The sequence below is a fragment of the Klebsiella sp. HN106 genome, from assembly GCF_051209435.1.
Classification (GTDB): Bacteria; Pseudomonadota; Gammaproteobacteria; order Enterobacterales; family Enterobacteriaceae; genus Klebsiella; species Klebsiella oxytoca.
This window is the reverse complement of the sequence record NZ_JBLURD010000002.1, coordinates 913,474-929,546: the sequence shown is the minus strand read 5'-3', so window position 1 is coordinate 929,546 and position 16,073 is coordinate 913,474. Positions and strand designations below refer to the sequence as shown.

15 protein-coding genes and 1 pseudogene are annotated in these 16,073 nt (G+C 57.6%); 3 read left to right on the top strand and 13 right to left on the bottom strand.

The genetic code is table 11. From position 1 onward, the window contains the following. Positions 1 to 587 precede the first annotated feature (587 nt). Entirely contained in the window at positions 588 to 1,130 is a 543-nt protein-coding gene (gene ecpR, locus ACSIPU_RS10940) for an ECP biosynthesis operon DNA-binding transcriptional regulator EcpR (RefSeq protein WP_004099323.1), read from the top strand. 193 nt (positions 1,131 to 1,323) lie between these two features. On the opposite strand, the gene ACSIPU_RS10935 is transcribed toward ecpR, so the two are convergent. The 4 genes from ACSIPU_RS10935 to ACSIPU_RS10920 are packed head-to-tail and all read right to left on the bottom strand — an operon-like array spanning position 1,324 to position 4,387. Continuing rightward, positions 1,324 to 2,007, bottom strand: coding sequence for an amino acid ABC transporter permease (locus tag ACSIPU_RS10935; RefSeq protein ID WP_004099324.1), 684 nt, complete (start codon positions 2,005 to 2,007; stop codon positions 1,324 to 1,326). Next, the gene (locus ACSIPU_RS10930) at positions 1,997 to 2,749 is read right to left on the bottom strand and encodes an amino acid ABC transporter permease (RefSeq protein WP_196558239.1); all 753 of its coding nucleotides are present in this window, start codon (positions 2,747 to 2,749) and stop codon (positions 1,997 to 1,999) included. The genes ACSIPU_RS10935 and ACSIPU_RS10930 overlap by 11 nt, the downstream gene beginning before the upstream one ends. Then, positions 2,746 to 3,564 carry an amino acid ABC transporter ATP-binding protein gene (locus ACSIPU_RS10925; protein ID WP_004099327.1) on the bottom strand — a complete coding sequence of 273 codons (819 nt, stop codon included), beginning with the start codon at positions 3,562 to 3,564 and terminating at the stop codon, positions 2,746 to 2,748. Before ACSIPU_RS10925 ends, ACSIPU_RS10930 begins: the two co-directional genes overlap by 4 nt. Positions 3,565 to 3,577: 13 nt before the next feature. Continuing rightward, positions 3,578 to 4,387, bottom strand: a complete 810-nt coding sequence (locus ACSIPU_RS10920; RefSeq protein ID WP_004099328.1) for an ABC transporter substrate-binding protein — start codon at positions 4,385 to 4,387, stop codon at positions 3,578 to 3,580. A 790-nt stretch (positions 4,388 to 5,177) separates the two neighbouring features. Here ACSIPU_RS10920 and ACSIPU_RS10915 point away from each other — a divergent pair. Beyond that, complete coding sequence (locus ACSIPU_RS10915; protein WP_004099329.1) at positions 5,178 to 5,354, top strand: hypothetical protein; 177 nt, start codon at positions 5,178 to 5,180, stop codon at positions 5,352 to 5,354. A gap of 107 nt (positions 5,355 to 5,461) precedes the next feature. Here ACSIPU_RS10915 and ACSIPU_RS10910 read toward each other — a convergent pair whose 3' ends face one another. From ACSIPU_RS10910 to ACSIPU_RS10890, 5 genes are all read right to left on the bottom strand, one after another. Beyond that, positions 5,462 to 6,157, bottom strand: a complete 696-nt coding sequence (locus tag ACSIPU_RS10910; protein ID WP_049101164.1) for an ABC transporter ATP-binding protein — start codon at positions 6,155 to 6,157, stop codon at positions 5,462 to 5,464. Continuing rightward, entirely contained in the window at positions 6,150 to 6,932 is a 783-nt protein-coding gene (locus ACSIPU_RS10905; protein WP_004099331.1) for an ABC transporter ATP-binding protein, read from the bottom strand. Before ACSIPU_RS10905 ends, ACSIPU_RS10910 begins: the two co-directional genes overlap by 8 nt. Then, positions 6,919 to 7,968, bottom strand: a complete 1,050-nt coding sequence (locus ACSIPU_RS10900) for a branched-chain amino acid ABC transporter permease (protein ID WP_004099332.1) — start codon at positions 7,966 to 7,968, stop codon at positions 6,919 to 6,921. The genes ACSIPU_RS10905 and ACSIPU_RS10900 overlap by 14 nt, the downstream gene beginning before the upstream one ends. Continuing rightward, on the bottom strand, positions 7,968 to 8,867 hold the full coding sequence (locus ACSIPU_RS10895) for a branched-chain amino acid ABC transporter permease (RefSeq protein WP_049095073.1): 900 nt from the start codon (positions 8,865 to 8,867) through the stop codon (positions 7,968 to 7,970). The genes ACSIPU_RS10900 and ACSIPU_RS10895 overlap by 1 nt, the downstream gene beginning before the upstream one ends. Before the next feature lie 153 nt (positions 8,868 to 9,020). Continuing rightward, positions 9,021 to 10,127: an ABC transporter substrate-binding protein gene (locus ACSIPU_RS10890; RefSeq protein ID WP_026055932.1), complete on the bottom strand. Its 1,107-nt coding sequence runs from the start codon at positions 10,125 to 10,127 to the stop codon at positions 9,021 to 9,023. 180 nt (positions 10,128 to 10,307) lie between these two features. Between ACSIPU_RS10890 and ACSIPU_RS10885 the strand changes: the two are divergent. Continuing rightward, positions 10,308 to 10,388, top strand: a pseudogene (locus ACSIPU_RS10885) (hypothetical protein); the annotation flags it as partial. Between the two features lie 258 nt (positions 10,389 to 10,646). Here ACSIPU_RS10885 and eutC read toward each other — a convergent pair. The 4 genes from eutC to ACSIPU_RS10865 all read right to left on the bottom strand — a co-directional run bounded on the left by eutC (position 10,647) and on the right by ACSIPU_RS10865 (position 15,950). After that, entirely contained in the window at positions 10,647 to 11,423 is a 777-nt protein-coding gene (eutC, locus tag ACSIPU_RS10880) for an ethanolamine ammonia-lyase subunit EutC (RefSeq protein WP_196557664.1), read from the bottom strand. Beyond that, positions 11,420 to 12,808, bottom strand: coding sequence for an ethanolamine ammonia-lyase subunit EutB (locus tag ACSIPU_RS10875; RefSeq protein WP_049593468.1), 1,389 nt, complete (start codon positions 12,806 to 12,808; stop codon positions 11,420 to 11,422). Before ACSIPU_RS10875 ends, eutC begins: the two co-directional genes overlap by 4 nt. An 11-nt stretch (positions 12,809 to 12,819) precedes the next feature. Continuing rightward, positions 12,820 to 14,199: an ethanolamine permease gene (gene eat, locus ACSIPU_RS10870; protein ID WP_196557666.1), complete on the bottom strand. Its 1,380-nt coding sequence runs from the start codon at positions 14,197 to 14,199 to the stop codon at positions 12,820 to 12,822. A 368-nt stretch (positions 14,200 to 14,567) separates the two neighbouring features. Beyond that, positions 14,568 to 15,950, bottom strand: a complete 1,383-nt coding sequence (locus ACSIPU_RS10865) for a glycoside hydrolase family 28 protein (protein ID WP_196557669.1) — start codon at positions 15,948 to 15,950, stop codon at positions 14,568 to 14,570. Positions 15,951 to 16,073 lie beyond the last annotated feature (123 nt).

Here is a 16,073-nt window from a genome sequence, read left to right as displayed (position 1 = left end):
ACATTATGTCCGCTTTGATACGTGATGAAATGATGTTTTCGTATCCCGAATATATATGATATTCCATTATTAAATAATTCATGCTAATTGTCTTTATCGTTCCGGCTATGAATTTTTTCTATTAATATGGCTTTTCCTAAGAAAGTTCCTAATGGCTGGTGGGGAAATTCCTGGACCAGATGAATTGAGAATTATTTTCAAGCGCCATGTTTTTACTATCTCATTGTAATTAATGGTTTTTTTGTGATTCCTTGTTTTTAAGTTAATTAAGATACTCTAATTTTTTTTATCATTTTATTTTAGGGGTTCTAATTTCTTAGTTGTGAAGTGCCATTTCATCCATCCTTCATATTGACTCGTGTTAATTAAACACATAACTTCTGAAACATAAAGTGGCTGTTTCATATTGTGATTGCGCATTTAAATACAAATTATATGCCATGCGTATGTTTTATTTTGTGTTATATAGAATCTGAATTATTCATCTTATATATGTTTAGTGGCGTTTTTTGCGCAGAGGAGTCGCCTTCCTTTGTACTCTTCCCGTTAAGGAAAGCGGCAAATCATGGATGAGGAGCGCGTGATATATGGACTATCTCACTGATTTACGGTCATGTATCTGGCCGAGAGAAGATCGCTACTTTGTTGACGGATTATCCACGATTATTTTTGATATCCGCGATTTGATCTACCCATCTCTGGATGAACTACGCGACGGGTTTATGTTTATTAATATTAGCCCTAAATTTATGAGCCACTTTATCAGCCATGAACACCAATGGCTGAAAATCGCCGAGAAAAAACAGGTGATATTAATTGCCGCAACCAGGCTGGAGGCGCTGGCCAATTACTGGTATTTCAATAGTCAGGCCAGAGGCGTGGTTTATACGGAATCCTTATACGCTATTCGCCATGAGCTGACCCGAGCCATAAACGGTCGTTTTCGCCGCAGTGATATAAAAAAAGGAAAAATGACCCGTAAAGAGATGCAAATCATTGGTCATCTTGCGCAGGGGATACAGCCGAAATCTATTGCCAAAATTGAGAACTGCAGCGTCAAAACGGTTTATACCCATCAGCGTAACGCGGAGGTGAAGCTGGATTTTAAAATAAATAAATTAGCCATCTGAGATTTAAGCTCGGCGGGTCGTTTATCCCTTCGCCGGGCGAGCGTAAATGTTATGGGTCGTAAATAATATATATTATATAAATCAATGTATTACCTGAAATAGTATCAAGCAACCTTGCTCCGGCGCAGAAGAGACGCGTTGCTCAGGAAACGCAGCGTGGCGCGATAATCCTTCACCGCGCCACGGCCGATGGCTACCCGGTCGCTCTCCCATATCGGCGATTCGCCAGCAGACTCAGTCCGCAGCACAGCAGATAGTAAACCGCGCCGGTAAAAACAAAAATCGCCAGCGGGTAGATCTGCACCCGGTTATTGACCTGCCCGGCGACGGTAGTCAGCTCCGGCACGTTGACGATAAAGGCCAGCGAGGTGTCTTTGAGCAGGCCGATAAATATCCCAACCAGCGACGGCTGAACGTTACGCAGGGCCTGCGGTAGCAGGATCAGGCGCAGCGTTTGCCCGGGAGCGAAACCCTGGGTCAGCGCTGCTTCGTATTGCCCACGGGGTAGCGATTGCAGGCCCGCCAGCACTGAATGCATCACCGAGGCGGCGGTAAACCACGCCAGCGCCACCGTGACGGTGACCGCGCCCGGGAGATCGCTGCCGGTGAGCATAGGAAGCAGATACCACAGCCAGAAAATCACGAAGATCAGCGGGATGCCGCGAATAATTTCCGCCCACAGAAATAGCAGCCGCCGCACGATCCCTTCGTAGCGCCAGGCGATAGCTGCCAGCAGAACGCCGCCCGGCAGCGCCAGCGCGGCGGCGCCGATAGCCATCAGCAGCGTCAGCACCACGCCGCCGGGGATACCGTCCGCCAGCCGCCCCCACAGCAGATAATCGAGGTTATCAACGATGACCGCCAGATTAGCGTTCATAACCGGCTCTCCTTTGCTGAGCTCTTCCCGGACCGAGACGCGTCAGCGCCACGCCCAACAGCACCCCAAGCGCCAGATACAGCACGGTGCCGACGGCAAACGCCTCCAGCGCATGCGCGTTGTAGCTCTCGATTTGCCGCACCTGATAGGTCAGTTCGGCAAAGCCGATACCGCTCGCCAGCGAAGAGAGCTTCATCAGGTTGAGATACTGGCCGATAATCGGCTGCCAGGCGTTAGCCAGCCCCTGCGGCAGCAGAATGTGGCGCAGCTCCTGCCAGGGCGTAAACCCCTGCGACAGCGCCGCTTCCCGCTGACCGTGGCTAACGGCGCGCAGCCCGGAGGCGATCTCTTCAATCAGAAACGCCGAGGTAAAGACCCCGAGTCCCCACATTGAGCAGAGAAACTCCGGCGTCAGCCACCAGACGTTGCCCGGAAGAATCGACCAACTGCGATCGTCATTAATAAAATCCCGCGCCCCCAGCGGCAGCAGATTCCAGGCGGCAAAATACCAGAACAGCAGCTGGACCAGCAGCGGCGTATTGCGGAACAGTGAAACCCAGGCCGCCACCAGCCAACGGCCGGGCCTGCCGCCCCCGAGACGCAGCGCCAGCAGCAGGATGGCCAGCACGGTCGCCAGAACCATCCCGGCGATGCTGACCCAGACGGTGGTGAGAAAACCGGAGATGATCCATTGCAGCGGCTGCCCGCTCAGCACGCCATGCCAGTCGAGATGCGGGATCACGCCTCACTCTCCTGGTGCAGCGGATCGAGCACCTTTTGCAGGAAACGGCGGGTGCGGGCGTGCTGCGGCCGGGCAAAAAACTCGGCCGGCGGCGCGACTTCGAGAATATCGCCGCCGTCGATAAACACCACCCGGTCAGCAATCTCGCGGGCGAACTGCATCTCATGCGTCACCACCACCATGGTGATCCCGCTATGGGCGAGGTTTTTCATGACCTGCAGTACTTCGCCGATCATCTCCGGATCGAGCGCCGACGTGGGTTCGTCGAACAGAATAATCTGCGGCGAGGAGGCGAGGGCGCGGGCGATCGCCACCCTCTGCTGCTGGCCGCCCGAGAGCTGGGCCGGCATCTGCCGGGCTTTATCCGCAAGGCCGACCTGGTTGAGCAGCGCCAGCGAGCGCTCGCGGGCGGCGCTTTTGCCCCAGCCGTGAACGCGTTCCAGCGCGAGGGTGATATTCTCCTGCGCCGTCAGGTGGGCATAGAGATTAAACTGCTGAAAAACAAAGCCGACCCGGCTGCGCAGCTGGCGCAGAGCGCTGCCGGTGAGCTGCGCTGTCGGTTTGCCGTCGATCAGTATTTCGCCGCCGCTGAGTGATTCAAGCTGGTTGATCAGCCGGATCAGGGTTGATTTGCCCGATCCCGAAGGGCCGAGGATCGCCACCACTTCGCCGGGTTCAACCTGTAAGTTAACGCCGTTCAGCACCCGATGGTCGCCGTAGCTTTTGGCAACATCGCGAAACTCAATGCTGGCGCGCTGCAGATGCGAAAAATCCGCGGACGATGCCGCGGAGCGTGAAAATAGAGCCGATAACATCATCTTTCTCTGCTTATTTCGCTTCGATAGTAAAGGCGCGCGGCTGCGGGGTTTTGGTGCTCGGGCCAAACCAGACGTCGTAAATTTTGGCCGCCTCACCGGATTTCTCCAGCTTGACCAGCTCGTCATTGACCGCTTTCAGCAGGGCCGGTTCGCCTTTCTTCACGCCGACGCCAATCTCTTCTTTGCTCAGCAGGTCGGGGATGATTTTGAAGTTAGCTTTGTCCGGCGCTTCCGCCAGCAGTCCGGCCAGGATGGTGCTGTCCTGAGTGATGGCCTGCACGTTGCCGTTGCGCAGGGCGGTCAGCGCCAGCGGAATATCATCATAAGAGAGCACGCGCGATTGCGGGAAACGCTGATGCAGCGCCTGTTCGCCGGTGGTGCCTTTTACCGCGCCGATGCGCGCTTTGCTGTAATCATCGAGCTTATCCGGTGATTTTGCCGGAACGAGGAACTGCTGGCCGGTCACAAAGTAAGGTGTTGAGAAATCAATGACCTGTGCACGTTCCGGAGTGATGGTGATATCGGCGACGATCAGGTCGGCCTTGCCGGACTGCAGCAGCGGAATGCGGTTGGCCGGGTTAGTGGCGACCAGCTCCAGCTTAACGCCGAGAGATTTGGCCAGCGCTTCGGCGAAGTCCACGTCGTAACCGACGATTTTATGCGTTTTCGGATCTACCGAACCGAACGGCGGGTTGGCGTCGAAAGTGGCGACTTTGACCACGCCGGCGGCTTTGATATCGGCTAATTGATCGGCCTGAGCCTGCGCGGCGAGCACCAGCATGCCCAGCGCCAGCGCGATTTTTGTTTTTGCAATGCGCATTGTTATTCCCCTGAATCCCTGTTTTGTTTTGTGTTTATCACGCTCCCACAAATCGCCCATCGGCGGCAAAGAAGAAAAAGTTCTTATCTATAACAAAAAAGAACTTAACAAAACTGTGGGTATTGTTTAACCGGATGGGCTACTACGCTGGGGAAAAGTAGCCCGGACAGGTGCGTAGCACCGCCTCCGGGAGGGTGTAGAGGGGTTCCGTTCACCATCAAGTCGCAGAAAATGCCTCATCGAGGTACGTGAACGGGAAAAGGGGGAGAAAACCGTCTCCCCCTTTACAATCCCCGCGGTCCCGCAAAGAAATCGGTGCTGCGCACTGCGCTCACCTCCCGGACCTCAGCCTGCGGTCGGCTCAACTCGACCTTACTCGTCCCATCCCTGGGACTCGCCCCTACGGGGCCAGCGCAAGCGCTGTTCAAAATTGCTCCAGGCAATTTTGTCGTGTCTCGATTCGCCTCTGGCCGCCATCCCTGGCGGCCAGCCCTTGTCTTCGGTCCTCCGGTTCGCCGATTTCAGCGGGGGCCAGGGCATCGCTGCATAACACGTTGTTTCAGAGATATCTCCGCTGCTGTATGAAACTCTCCCGGAGGCGGCGCTTGACGCGCCTGTCCGGGCTACCAAACCGAGGAAAAGTAGCCCGGATAAGACGTTTACGTCGCAATCCGGGAAAGGCCCCAATATGCATCCCGCAGCATTACTAATCCGGAATTGATATTTCCCGCTCGCCGTCAACTGTGGTTGAAATAGACCCAGGCAAAAATGCTTCCTGACGGAGGAGAAAATGAAAGTGGCGCTGTGGCAACGCATAACGGGCTGGCTGGCTTCTTTATCTGACGGTGAAGCCGGGCAGCAGGATACCCAACGCATCATGGAGGCAATATTACCGGTCGCCAGTCTCTACGGAATTGAGCTCGGCAACGTTGAAACAAGGTGGTTTCGCCATGATAAAACATACTGAGCGGCGCAGGACGCGTGAAGCCTACTGGAACGAGGTGTGCTTTGTGTAGCGCGAGGCTGTTTGCGGTTGCGGCGACGCAGGAAGCGAAGCCGCAGCCCTGAACAGCTTTATCCCCCCAGATACATCCGCTTAATTTCCGGATTCGCCAGCACCTCCTGCGCAGGACCCGAGAGCATAATCTTCCCATTCTCCAGCACATAGGCGCGATCGGCGATGGTCAACGCCGCCGTGGCGTTCTGCTCTACCAGCAGCACGGTAATATTCTCCTCCCGTAGCTGCCTAATCGTGGCGAACAGCTCCCCGACAATTTTCGGCGCCAGCCCGAGACTTGGCTCATCGAGCATCAGCAGTACCGGTTCGCTCATCAGCGCTCTGGCGATCGCCAGCATCTGCTGCTCGCCGCCGCTCATGGTGCCCGCCATCTGAGCACGCCGCTCCTTGAGGCGGGGAAACAGGCTGTACATGCGTTCGCGCAGGCGGGTAAAGCCGGCGAGATTATTGTAGGCCCCCATGCGCAGATTTTCTTCGATGGTCAGGTTGGTGAAGATGCGCCGTCCTTCGGGTACCAGCGCCAGCCCCTTACGCACAATCTGATGCGTCTGGCTGCGGGAGATATCCTCGTTGAGAAAATTGACCCGCCCCGTGGAGCGCACCAGATTGACGATGCCGTTGAGGGTGGAGGTTTTCCCGGCACCGTTGCTGCCGATAAGGGTAACGATCTCCCGGTCGTAAATATCAATATCAACGCCTTTTAGTCCCTGAATCACGCCGTAAAACACGTTTAATTCGCGCGCGCTAAGCATAACGAACGTCCCCCAGGTAAGCGGAAATCACGCCCGGATCCTCAATGGCTTCCGACATCAGGCCGCTAAACAGCGGCTTGCCGTACTCCAGCACCATCACCCGCTCGCACAGCTTGTTGACGAACGGCATATCGTGCTCGATCAGCAGTACGCTGAGCTGATAGTCGTTACGCATGCGGAAGATCAGGTCTGCCAGATCTTCCGTCTCCTTTGGGTTCATCCCGGCGGCGGGTTCGTCGAGCAGCAGTAATTTTGGCGAGGTCGCCAGCGCGCGAGCGATCTCCACCTTGCGCTGGTTGCCGTAGCTAAGGTTGGTGGCCTGCACGTCGGCGAAATGGGCGATACCGATATCGTCCAGAATCGCCATCGCTTTGGCCTTTGCCGCCCGCTCGGCGGGGTAGTAGCGGCCGATATGCAGCGCCGCTTCCAGCAGCGAATAGCGGCTGGCGCTGTCGAGGCCAACCATCACGTTTTCTAATACCGTCATCGAGTTGAACAGGCGGATATTCTGAAAGGTGCGGGCAATCCCGGCGTTGACCACCCGGTTCGGCTTCAGCCCTTTTAGCGATTTTCCCGCGAGGGTCACGCTGCCGCTGGTCGGTTTATAGTTGGCGGTGATGACGTTGAACATCGTGGTTTTGCCCGCGCCGTTGGGGCCAATCAGGCCAAAAATTTCCGCCTCGTCGACGTGGAAACTGACGCTGTCGATAGCCCGCAGGCCACCGAACTGCATGGTCACGTCCTGCACCTGTAAAATGACCTTATTTTGCGCCATCGCCGCGTCTCCTTTTGCCCACCTGCCAAATCTCTTTTTTGCCCAGCAGACCTTCGCGGGCGAACAACATGATGATCAGCAGCAGCAGCGAGAACACCACCATCCGCAGGCCCGGATACGCGCCGAGATCGTGACCGAAGAACTGGAGCGGCTGATCGAGAAAGCGCAGCCACTCGCCGCTGCCGACCACCAGTACGGTGCCGAGCAGCGCGCCGGTGGTGCTGCCCAGGCCGCCGAGCACGATAATAATCAGTAGCTGGAAGGTAAGCATAAAGTCGAACAGGCCCGGCGAGATGGTGGTCAGCAGCGAGGCCAGCAGGCCGCCGCCGATCCCTTCGAAGAAGGCGCTGGTGGCGAAGGCGCAGGTTTTAATGCGAAACGTGTTCACGCCCATGGCGATAGCGGCGTCTTCGTCGTCGCGCACCGCTTTCATCATTCGCCCGTACTTCGACCACACCAGCTGCAAAATCATCCCGGTCGCCAGCAGGGCGAACAGCCCGCACCAGAACAGCAGATGCGGCTGCTGCGGAATATCGTTGAGGCCAATCGCGCCGTTGGTGATCTGCGGATTGTTGATTGCGAGGATTTTAATGATAAAGCCGAAGCCGAGGGTCACAATCGCCAGGTAGTCGCCGCGCACGCGGAAGACCGGCAGGGCAAGGCAAACCGCCAGCGCCGCCGCGCACAGGCCGCTAATGAGCAGCGCGGGCAGGAACCCGGCGTGCAGCACGAGGATCCACGGGCTGGGCGCGGCCATCTCAAACATATCCAGCTTGCTGTCGCTGGGGAGGATCAGCAGGGCGGTGACGTAAGCGCCGACCGCCACAAAGCCGTTGGGCTCCAGCGACAGCTGGCCGGTCACGCCGTTGATCAGGTTATAGCTGACTGCGAGGATCATAAAGACGAAAATGGTGCTGATGACGCGAATAATGTAGTCGTTGAAGACGACGTTGATCCCGGCCAGCAGCGCGACGCAGAGAGCAATAATGACCAGGTTGCGCAGCTGCGCCCCGGCGGTAGTCGTAGCGTTGAGCATCAGAAACGGCTCCTTTCCAGACGTTCATCGCCCATAATGCCAACCGGGCGGAATAAGAGGACCAGAATCAAGAACATAAAGGCAAAGGCGTCTTTGTAGCCGCCCAGCTCGGGAAACAGGGCGACCGCCACCACCTCGGTAAAGCCGAGAATAAAGCCGCCGAGCACCGCGCCGGTGACGCTGCCGATTCCGCCGAGCACCGCGGCGGCGAAGGCCTTCAGGCCGATCAGCACGCCCATCAGCGGGTCGATGGTCGGGTAGCTGATGGAGTAGAACACCCCGCCCAGCGCCGCGAGGCTGCTGCCGAGGGCGAACACCAGCGAGATAATGCGGTTGGCGTCGATGCCCATCAGGCGCACGGTATTAACGTCGAAGGCCACCGCGCGGATCGCCATCCCGTAGCGGGTGCGGTACAGCAGCCAGAGGATCGCCAGCAGCAGCAGGACGGTGATCAGCGGCACAATCCACGCCACGTTGGTGATAATCACGTCACCAACGGCGCGAGTGTTATTGAAAAATTCCGGTGCGGAAAAGAAGCGCGAGCTGCCGCCAAACAGCACGTTGAACAGGTTTTCAAGGAAGAAGCTGACGCCGATGGCGGTGATCAGCATCGAGATTTTTGATGCCTGACGCAGCGGGCGATAGGCCACCCGGTCGATCAGCATGCCGAACAGGCCGCACAGCGCGAGGGTCAGGAAAACGGCTACCCCGAAGGGTAGTCCAATGGAAGAAAACAAAAACAGGGTGGTAAACGCCCCGACCATCATCACGTCCGCATGGGCGAAGTTGATCAGGCGCAGCACCCCATAAACCATCGTATAACCGATGGCAATCAGGGCGTACATGCCCCCAAGGCTCATTCCATTGACCACTTGCTGGAGAAAAATGGCACCATCCATCTGATATCTCTCTTATTTTCCCTAAATAATTCGAGTTGCAGGACAAAACGGTTAACCGTTTTGAACAGCGCTTGCGCTGGCCCCGTAGGGGCGATGCTCATGGATGAGCCGAGTAACACAGCCAGCGCACATGCAACTTGAAGTATGACGGGGTTAAGGATTAACCACGGTACGAAACGCCAGCTTGCCATCCTTCACTTCGTTGATGACCGCGCTGCGGATAGCGTCGCCGTTTTGTAACGTCAGCGTACCGGTTACGCCCTGGAAGTCCTTAGTAGCGCGAATTTTTTCGTTAACGCAAACCCGGTCGCGCGGGTCGCTGCACTGGTTCATGGCGTTGATAATGACGTTATAGGCGTCCGCCGCCATCGCGCCCCAGGTATGGGTCGGCTGCTGGTATTTGGCTTCCCAGGCTTTGATAAACACCTCGCCCGCCGGCGTTTGCTCTTTGGCGTTCGGCGAGTAGTAGTCGGTGGTCATATAGCCGTTGACCGCGTCTTTGCCGACGTCAAAAAAGACCTGATCCGCCGCCAGCCCGTCGCCGCCGACCACCGGCTTGCTCAGCCCCAGCTGCTTCGCCTGTACGGCGATCAGCGCCCCTTCGGTGTAGTAGATCGGCATATAGATCATGTCGACGTTCTTCGCCTTCACGCTGGCCAGCTGGGCCTTAAAGTCTTTGCTGCCGCCGGGAGCCTGAACTTCGATAGGAATGGTGCCGCCGTTTTTCAGGAACTGCGTGCGGAAGGCTTTCGCCAGGCCAACGGAGTAGTCGTTGCTGCTGTCGAAGACGATGGCGGCGGTTTTAGCCTTCAGATCGCGCGAGGCGAGGTTAGCGCCGACCACTCCCTGGAAGCTGTCGGAGAAGCAGACCCGACTGACGTAAGGGTGGTTGCGGGTGACGCGGTCGTTGGTGGCGGTTGAGGAGACCAGCGGCGTTTTACTGTCGTCGGCGATTTTGGTCATCGCCAGGGTATTGGAGGAGGTGACTTCGCCGATCACCGCGTCGACTTTATCGCTGGAGACCAGGCGCTGCATGGCGTTAGCGGCTTCGACCTTGTCGCTCTTATCGTCAATCACGATAAGCTTCACGGTGTCGCCATTTTTTAACGTCGGCGTAATGCTCTGGATGATATCCAGCCCTTTTTGCGAAGGTTGTCCGTAGCCGCTCAGCGCGCCGCTCAGCGGCAAGACCACGCCAATTTTAATTTCAGCCGCCTGCGCGCTGCTGGCACCGACCCACGCGGCAACCAGCGTGGCCATTAAAGACGCTTTCCCGGAAAACTTGTTCATTTTTACCTCACCGTCGGTCGATTATTTATACCCTTCATACTTCAAGTTGCATGTGCGTTGGCTTTCCTCGCTCACCCCAGTCACTTACTAGAGTAAGCTCCTGGGGATTCCCTGCGTCGCCGCCTTCCTGCAACTCGAATTATTTTGGGTATATCTTTAACCATCAATGACTGCATAACATTGAGAAATAATTCACCTGGATATCCGGCGAATTATTGGCTGTTATATTGAATAGATAACGAGATATATTTGGTATGCAGATTTACCTTACAACGTCCGTTTCGTTTTTACTCATGCAATATTCTTATTACCTCCAGGCGAGGGCATAAGGCTGATGACAACCCTGTTTTGGGTACGGTGAACGCATTATGCCGGGGGCGGCTGACGCCTTACCCGGCCTGCAAAATCCGCAATGCCAGCGTGCACCCGAAAATAATATCCAGGTGCGCCGGTAATATTAAAAATCTATTCTTCTGTCCGCCTGGTTTATTATTTTAGCTGGCTCAACGGTTTTATTTTTCCATGCAGTGCAGGATTATCGCTTTCGTCTTTCAGGCGCACTCCGGTAAGCCGCCGCAAAAAGGCCTGCTCCAGTAGCCAGGCCAGCTTAAAAGCGGCGGCAGCAAAGCTCAGCCCTTCCGGACGGATATTAGAAATACAGTTGCGCTCCGACTCCAGACGCTGACGATGCGGCTGCCAGGTTAAATACACTCCGAGGCTGTCCGGCGAAGAGAGCCCGGGCCGTTCGCCAATCAATATCGCCACCGCTCTGGCCTTCAGCGTTTCGCCTATATCATCGCCCAGCGCGACCCGCGACTGGTGCGCCAGCACCACCGGGGCCAGGCTCAGGCCGAGGGTTTTCAGATAGGGCAGCAGGGCGCGAATCAACGGCACTGCCTGGCGCTGAACGGCGTACGACGACAGTCCGTCGCCAATCACCAGCAGCAGGTCGGCGGGGCGCGGGCCGCTGGCGGCGAGGTCGGCGCGGCTCTCTTCATTCAGCTGTCGCCCCAAATCCGGGCGATTCAGATAGACATGGCGATCGCTGGCGGCACTGCGGACAGTCAGCGTCGACAGCCCCAGCTCCGCCAGCGGCTGAACAAGCTGGTCGCTGGCGAAAGGTTGGTGGATAGCATCGCGCGCCCGGGCGTGGGCGAGGCCGAAATTCAGCACTTCGCGGGTAGGCAGGCTGGCGCCGCTGCGCCCCAGCGCAATCCGCGCATCGGTAAACTCACGCAGCGGGTTCCAGGCGTCGGGAGGATTCATACCGGTTCTCCTTGCGGCAGGACGGAAAGCAGCGGATGGCGGGCATCGGTCAGACGCAGCGCGCCGTGGCGGTCAATAATCTGCATCTTCGTCAGCCAGTCGGCGAACTCAGGCGCATGCTGTAAACCCAGCAGTCGGCGGGCGTAAAGGGCATCGTGGAACGAGGTGCTTTGATAGTTGAGCATGATATCGTCAGCCCCCGGTACGCCGATCAAAAAGGTCAGCCCGGCCGCGCAAAGCAGCGTCAGCAGGGTATCCATATCGTCCTGATCCGCTTCGGCGTGATTGGTGTAGCAAACGTCGCAGCCGATGGGCAGCCCCATCAGCTTGCCGCAGAAGTGATCTTCCAGTCCGGCGCGGATAATCTGCTTACCATCGTACAGATACTCCGGGCCGATAAAGCCCACCACCGTATTGACCAGCAGCGGCTCAAAATGGCGGGCGACGGCGTAGGCCCGGGCTTCGCAGGTCTGCTGGTCAACGCCGTGGTGGGCGTTGGCGGAAAGACAGCTGCCCTGGCCGGTTTCAAAATACATCACGTTGTTGCCCAGCGTGCCGCGGTTCAGGCTAAGCGCCGCTTCCCGCGCTTCCTGCAGCAGCGCCAGATTAATGCCGAAACCGCTGTTGGCGGCTTCGGTACCGGCCACCGACTGGAACACCAGATCCACCGGCGCGCCGCGCTCAATCAGCTGCAGAGTGTTGGTGACGTGGGTCAAAATGCACGACTGGGTGGGGATGGCGAAGCGCTGAATAATATCGTCAAGCATATGGTTTAGCTGCGCCAGCACCGGCAGGCTGTCGCTGGCCGGATTGATGCCGATCACCGCGTCTCCTGCGCCGTACAGCAGGCCGTCGAGCATGCTGGCGGCGATGCCTTTGAGGTCATCGGTCGGGTGATTGGGCTGCAGGCGCACGCTCAGGCGCCCCGGCAGGCCGATAGTGTTGCGAAAACGGGTGACGACCCGGCATTTGCTGGCGGCGAGGATCAGATCCTGATTGCGCATCAGCTTGCTGACCGCGGCGGCCATCTCCGGGGTTATCGCGCGGGCGACCTGGCGCAGCGCCGCTTCATCGGTGGCGTCGTCGAGCAGCCAGTCGCGAAAATCGCCGACCGTAAGATGGCGAATCGCCGCGAAGCCCCGGGCGTCGTGGGTATCGAGGATCAGCCGGGTCACCTCATCCTGCTCGTAGGGAATCAGCGGATTATCGAGAATCTCGGTGAGCGGAACCTCCGCCAGCGCCATTTTTGCCGCCATCCGCTCTTCGGCGGAGCCGGCGATAACGCCCGCCAGCGCGTCGCCGGAACGCGCAGGGGAGGCCTTCGCCAGTAGGGTTTTCAGGCTCTCAAAGCGCCATACCTGGCCCGATAGCGTGGTTTTATACATGTGTCGCCTCCTCAGGAGACCGTATGCAGCTGCGGATCCACCGCCGCGCGCTGGCGGGCCGCTGCGGTCTTGCGAAACCACAGGTAGCCGCCGAGCATCATGGCGGCGAAAATCAGCGCCAGCAGCGTGTTGTACCAGACCATCGCCACCAGGCAGAGCACCGCCATGGCCAGCGCGAAGGCCGGCGCCCACGGATAGAGCGGCGCGCGGAACGGTCGAATCAGCTTCGGCTCGCTGCGGCGCAGCTTAAACAGCGCCGCCATCGAGGTGATATACATAACAATAGCGCCAAATACCGACATCGTGACGATACAGGCGGTCAGCGGCATTCCGCTAATGGTGATCAGCGAATCGGAGAAAATGGCGGCGATGCCGACCACGCCTCCGGCGAGGATCGCCAGATGCGGCGTGCGGGTGCGGCGGTTCAGCGTCGCCAGCCCGGCGGGGAGATAGCCCGCGCGCGCCAGAGAGTAAATCTGCCGCGAGTAGCCCATGATAATCCCGTGGAACGAGGCCACCAGGCCAAACAGCCCCAGCCACACCAGCATATGCAGCCAGCCGCTGCTGTTGCCGACCACCATTTTCATCGCCTGCGGTAGCGGGTCGTTGATATTGGCCAGGGTTCGCCAGTCGCCGACGCCGCCGGCAAAGACCATCACGCCTATCGCCAGTACGGTCAGGGTCAGAATGCCGCCGCCCAGCGCCCGGGGAATAGTGCGCTGCGGATCTTTAGCTTCTTCGGCGGCCATCGATGCGCCTTCAATCGCCAGAAAGAACCAGATCGCGAACGGGATGGCGGCAAACATGCCCGGCAGCGCCAGGCCGCTGAAGCTTTCCGCGCCCGCCCAGCCGTTAGCGGTAAAGTGGCTCCAGGAGAAGCCCGGCGCGACCACGCCCATAAACACCAGCAGCTCGAAGATCGCTAATAACGTCACCACCAGCTCAAAGGTGGCGGCAATCCCCACGCCGAGAATATTCAGCGTCATAAAGATAATATAGGCGCCGCAGGCCACCCATTTGGGGTCGAGCGCCGGAAACTGCACGTTAAGATAGGCGCCGATGGCCATAGCGATGGCGGGCGGGGCGAAGACGAATTCAATCAGGGTCGCGAAGCCGGCGATAAATCCGCCGGTGGGGCCAAAGGCGCGGTAGGCGTAGGCAAAAGGTCCGCCCGCATGCGGAATGGCGGTGGTCAGCTCGGTGAAGCTAAAAATAAAGGCGCAGTACATCGCGGCGATGGCCAGCGCGACGATCAGAAAGCCCAGCGTCCCGGCCTGGGACCAGCCGTAGCTCCAGCCGAAGTACTCCCCGGAAATAACCAGCCCAACGGCGATCCCCCATAAGCGGAAACTGCCGAGCGTTCTTTTAAGCGTTGTGGTTTGCTCTGTCATGTTCGTTGCCTCGCCAGATAAAGATATCGGGAGGGTTGCAAAGAGAATGCCAGGGCATACCATCGATAAACGCGGCGGTTTAAGAACCTATCCCATTAGGGCTATCTTATTTGCCAGTTTGGCCCTGGGCAGTGCTCAGACAATACTCACAGAGTGTTGAACGCCCTTCTGGGCGGCCCGCAGGGGGAGCGTAGCGAATCACCCTCACGTACTACGTGTACGCTCCGGTTCTTGCGCGCTGTCCGTGTGCAAACTGTCTGCAACGATTACGCCTGTTGGGCCAGGCTCTAAGCCAACGAGGATCAAAAAAGGGGCAGACCGCGCCCGGCGGAAGAGTCGCCGTGGTGCAGCTGCCCGCAAATGTGGCGTTACTGGCGCACGATGGCGCCAGCGTCTTGTTGAATTACCGGACCTGCTTTCACCTGCAGGTTAAGTCCTTTACTCTCCAGCTCGGCATTGCGAATGCGCAGGCCGCGGTCGGCTTCAATATTGACGTTGCTAAAATGGAAACCGCTGAGCGGCGCTTCCGGGGTACCGATAATATAGGCCGCCGCTTTGCTGTCGCCGGTGGAGGTTAAATTCTCAACGGTGATGTTACTGAAGTGCGGAGTCTTGTATTTATCGAACGGCTGTTTCGGGTCGCTGTCCGGCGGATAGATCTGCTCGCCGAGGGTAAAGCCGCCTGCCTGCAACAGCTTATCGACATCGGCCTGCACAATCGGCGCGGCTTTGTAATAGGCGGAGAACACCAGCGGCACCTCAACGTTATGCATTCTGGTATTGCGGTAGACGATATTTTTTACCTCGCCGCCTTTGCCGCGCGGGCTTTTAATCCGAATGCCGTACATCGAACCTTCGAAGGTATTGTTTTCCACCAGCACGTTATTCACGCCGCCTGCGCTCTCGCTGCCGATGGAGATCCCGCGCCCCTGCTTCAGAGTGTTGTTGGCGATATAGATGTTATCCACCACGCCGTCCGGGAAGCGCGGGTCGGCTTTCTCCGCCTTGATGGCAATATGGTCGTCGTTACAGTCGATATAGTTGTTGGTAATACGGATATTCTGGCTATCGATAGGATCGATGGCGTCGGTGTTCGGCGCATGCCACGGCGAAAGAATACGCGTGCCGTTGATATCGACATCGTGCGCGTAGCGGGTGACCACGTGGAAGCTGGGTGAATGGGTGAGGGTCACGCCGTCGATAAGCACGTTGCTGGCGCGGGTGATATAAATCAGCCGCGGCCGGTCGGTTCCGCCTTTCTTGCCGGTGGCGCGGATATTTTCCCGCCAGCGTTCCCACCACACTGCGCCCTGGCCGTCGATAGTGCCTTCACCGACGATGGCCACGTTTTGCGCGTCGGCGATGCTAATAAACGGCAGCCAGCCGTTTTCCGCTTCGGCGTATCGCGTTTTATCATCGCCGCGATAGGCAGCCACTTCGGTTGAGGCCACCAGGGTGGCGTCTTTCTCCAGCTTAAGCTGAATATTATTTTTCAGAAACAGCGGGTTGGTGAGGAAATTACCTTTCGGCACCAGCACCGTTCCCCCTCCGGCGGCGGCGCAGTCATCAATCGCTTTTTGAATGGCATCGGTGTTGAGCGCGATTTGCAGCCGATGGCCTTCTGCGCCGTAGTGGGTGATATCACAGACTTTATCGGGAAACTTCACGGAACTCGCGGCCTGAGCGGCGTGCAGCGGTAGAAGGCCGACGGCGGCAGCGGCGGCCCACAGAGGCAAAGCGCGGGGTATCATGGCATTATCCTTTTTTGGTTTGTTGTTTTGTAAAATTAGCACCAATGTTTTGATTTAATGAGGGCGGCGATCACGGTTTCTCTTTTGTCGTTATTCTGCCCATAAGTGGCGATGATGATTTGG